Raw genomic sequence first — 3,413 nt, 5'->3', positions numbered from 1 at the left:
TTGAACTGCTCCCCGGAAGTTGGACCTGGTAATCGGGTTCCTTCTTCCGGGGAGTATTTCTGTGTTGTCATCGAGTAAGGCCAGCCAGGTCCAGCGTGAGCGGTTGGTTGAGTTGTTCGAGGATGGTTGGGGTTTCACGGCCGCTGCTAGGAGTGTTGGGGTCGGGATTAAGACGGCTAGTAACTTGTGGGAGCGGTGGCGCCTTCATGGCAGGCTTGCCCTTATGCGCAAGCCAACCCAAGCCTGCTACCCCTTTGAGACCAAGTTAGAGGCGGTCAAGCGTTTCCTTGCTGGACAGACCAAGCCTCATATCGCCAAGGACATGGGGCTGTCCTCACCCAAGATCCTGGAGCGGTGGATACGGGCCTACCGGGTCCATGGTGAAGACGGACTACGCCCTAAACCCAAAGGACGCCCGCCCAAGGCCTCATCCTTGGCCGCTGGTGGGGGCAGTGAGCTGGAGATGCTTCAACGTCGGGTGGAGTACCTGGAAGCTGAAAACGCCTACCTAAAAGCGTTAAGGGACTTGATGAACAACGAGTCCTAACCCGGGTACGGGTCGTTGTTGCTCTCAAGTCCCGCTACCCCTTGCCGGTTCTTCTAGCCATTGCTGGTCTTGCTCGCTCCACGTTCTACTACCACCACGCCCGCCTGGCAGCACCTTGCAAGCACGCACAGCTGCGCCAACACATCCGCCAAGTCTTCCACCATGCCAAAGGCCGGTATGGTCACCGGCGCGTTCGTCTGGCCCTGGCCCGGTTGGGCATAAAGGTTTCTAAGAAACTGGTTGCCAAGCTCATGGCCCAAGAAGGGCTTGTCTGTATCACTAGGCCCCGGCGGCGTTACAGCTCCTACCAGGGCGCCGTCTCCAAGATCGCGCCCAACGTTCTAAACCGCCAGTTCAACGCCGAGCGGCCTAACCAGAAGTGGGTTAGTGATGTCACCGAGTTCCGCATCGCCGGGGTCAAGGTCTACCTATCGCCAATGATCGACGTGTACGACGGCAAGGTCATCGCCGCTACCCATGCCTTACACCCCACAACCAAGCTGACCGCTGCTTGCCTGTCTAAGGCCATTGCTACTCAACGCCCAGAACCAGGCTTGATCGTTCACACCGACCAAGGCATGCACTACCAACACACCTCCTGGCGCACCCAGCTCGAAGCAGCCGGAGCGATCCAGTCCATGTCCCGCAAGGGCAACTGCTACGACAACTCACTGGCCGAGAACTTCTTCAGCCACCTCAAAACCGAGTTCTACCACCCACAACGCTTCACCAGCGTCCAAGACTTCCTCACCAGGCTCCAGGACTACCTCAACTGGTACAACCACCACCGCATCCAAGAACGACTCAAGGGCCTGACCCCGGAAGAATTCCGAAGCCAGGCCCTTGCAGCCTAGAACGACAGGTACCCTTTAACCCGTCCAACTTCCGGGGAACAGTCCATTTTCCTGCCCCACCGGCTTTTTGCGCGCGTCTCCTGGTGGCCCGGGGCGCGCAGAGGCCCACATGTCAGCTGCCGCCCGGCCCGCGCGACTGCCCTCTGACCACGCGCGGCGGGCACCGCGCCCCGGGAACGGGGAGGCTGACCGCACGCGCCGCGTCTCGCCACGCGTGTCGGCCGCCGCCCCGGTCAGGGCAGGTCGGCCAGCAGCACGGGCAGGTTCAGCACCTGGCCTGCCAGGCCGTCGACGGTGGCGGCGGCCAGGCGGGCGGCGGCCGCCTGCGGCCCGTCCGCCAGCAGGCGCGCCAGCACCGCGGCGGCCGCGGCGTTGGCCGAGCTCACCGGACTCACAGCGGCCTGCGCGCCGCCTACTGTGGCGAAGGCGGGCCCGCCACCTGGCCCGGGCGGCACGACCGGGGGATGGGCGGGGTCAAAGTCGCGCAGCAGGGCGCGCAGTGCCTTGCGCGCCCGGAAGTGCTCGGTCTTGACCTTCACCCGCTGGCCGTCCCCGTACGTCACGACGAGCCCTTCGTCGCCCGCGGCCTCGCTGCGCGCCAGGCGCGCCTCCAGGAGCGGCAGCGTCGCCTCGTCGGCGGCCGCGGCCAACTGCTCGACCGCCGGGCACACGAACCCGAACTGGGCGGCCAACTGGTCGCGTACCGCGGGCACCAGCACCTCGCGTTCCTCGTTGGCGATGGCGTCCAGCACCACCACCCGCGCCGGGCCCTCGTCAATCAGGTGCGGATCGCGCGGGGTGATGATCTCGCAGGCCAGGGTCACGTCGGCCACCGCCAGCTGGCGGGTGAAGTCCCCGGCCCTGTCCCCCAAGTGCGAGTGCAGCAACTGCTGGGCGTGGCGGGCGGCCTTGTCGATACCCTTCTTGGTGAGCACCCGCAGTTCACCCCCAGTGACGGCCACGAGCGCCAGGTAGCCGTTCCATTTGCGGCGCACGCTCAAGGGCTGCCCCACCCCGGCCGCCACCACGTCGGCGAGGGTGGCGGGGGCGTGCGGCTGCCCCACCTCGAAGAAAGCGTCGTAGCCGCGGGCCACCACCCGGCTGTCCCGCTCGTCCAGGAATAGGCCGCGCGCCTTGCAGGCCACGCCCGGCCACTGATCCCACGCGAGCGCCCGCCGGGTGAACGTGCAGGCGAGGACCCCGGGCAGGCCCTTGGCCGGGCGAATGCGCACCTCCGGGTGGGCCGCCAAGCGGGCGTGCAACGTGTGCGGCACCAGCGGCGTGGCGGCCGGGCGCGGCTCAACAAACCGCAAGATACGGGTGTGCCCCGCGGCATCCACCTCCAGGGCCGCCAGGTGCCCGCCATACTCGACCCGCTGCTCCAAGGCCCACACGTTGGGGGCAGCCGCCTCCGGGCCCGGCGACTCGGCCCGATTGCCGTTGCGGTGACCGTGCACCTGCACGATCAGCGGATGCGACAGCGTCTCCTCCACCCGCCGGTCGTATTGGGAATGCCCGTGCCACGTATGACGCCGATCGGCCGAGCCGACCAGCAGCTGCCGGTGCGGTACCTCCGTGAAGTCGTAGCGCAGCCGCCCGCCCTCCTCGAGGGACGTGATCTTATCCAACAGGTCACCAGCCAGCCCCGCGTGCGTCACCAGGTAGTGACGGGACGCGAAGTACAGCGCCACCGCGGGGCGGCACCGGTCTAGCAGGGCCGCAATGTCGTCGTCCCCGTAGCCCGCGGCCCGCAACTGTTGCAGGCTGCGGGTAGTGTCCGGCCAATCGGTGCGGGGCAGCCCGGCGAGCAAGAAACGCAGGTTCTCGTCGTGATTGCCCTCCACCAACACCACATTGTCCGGCGGCCGCACCCCGATAAGCTCCGCCACCCCGGCCGCATCCGGACCCCGATCAAACAAATCCCCCACGAAAACAAACAAAGTGCGGGGGTCCCAGCCGCCGTAATGCTCCTTCAACTTCGCCAACGCCCCAGCACACGACTGCACATCGCC

The 3,413-nt window shown here is 66.6% G+C and carries 3 protein-coding genes; 2 read left to right on the top strand and 1 reads right to left on the bottom strand.

Annotated elements, in window-relative coordinates; translation table 11 throughout:
• Positions 1 to 223 precede the first annotated feature (223 nt).
• Both BSZ40_RS12130 and BSZ40_RS12125 read left to right on the top strand, forming a co-directional pair.
• On the top strand, positions 224 to 547 hold the full coding sequence (locus tag BSZ40_RS12130; RefSeq protein WP_222842765.1) for a helix-turn-helix domain-containing protein: 324 nt from the start codon (positions 224 to 226) through the stop codon (positions 545 to 547).
• A 41-nt stretch (positions 548 to 588) separates the two neighbouring features.
• On the top strand, positions 589 to 1,401 hold the full coding sequence (locus BSZ40_RS12125) for an IS3 family transposase (RefSeq protein ID WP_073825026.1): 813 nt from the start codon (positions 589 to 591) through the stop codon (positions 1,399 to 1,401).
• A 233-nt stretch (positions 1,402 to 1,634) separates the two neighbouring features.
• Here BSZ40_RS12125 and BSZ40_RS11095 read toward each other — a convergent pair.
• The coding region (locus tag BSZ40_RS11095; RefSeq protein WP_073826450.1) for an RNA ligase at positions 1,635 to 3,413 on the bottom strand (1,779 nt) is incomplete at its 5' end.

The sequence above is a fragment of the Buchananella hordeovulneris genome (assembly GCF_001907235.1).
Classification (GTDB): Bacteria; Actinomycetota; Actinomycetes; order Actinomycetales; family Actinomycetaceae; genus Buchananella; species Buchananella hordeovulneris.
This window is presented reverse-complemented; position numbering and strand designations above follow the sequence as displayed.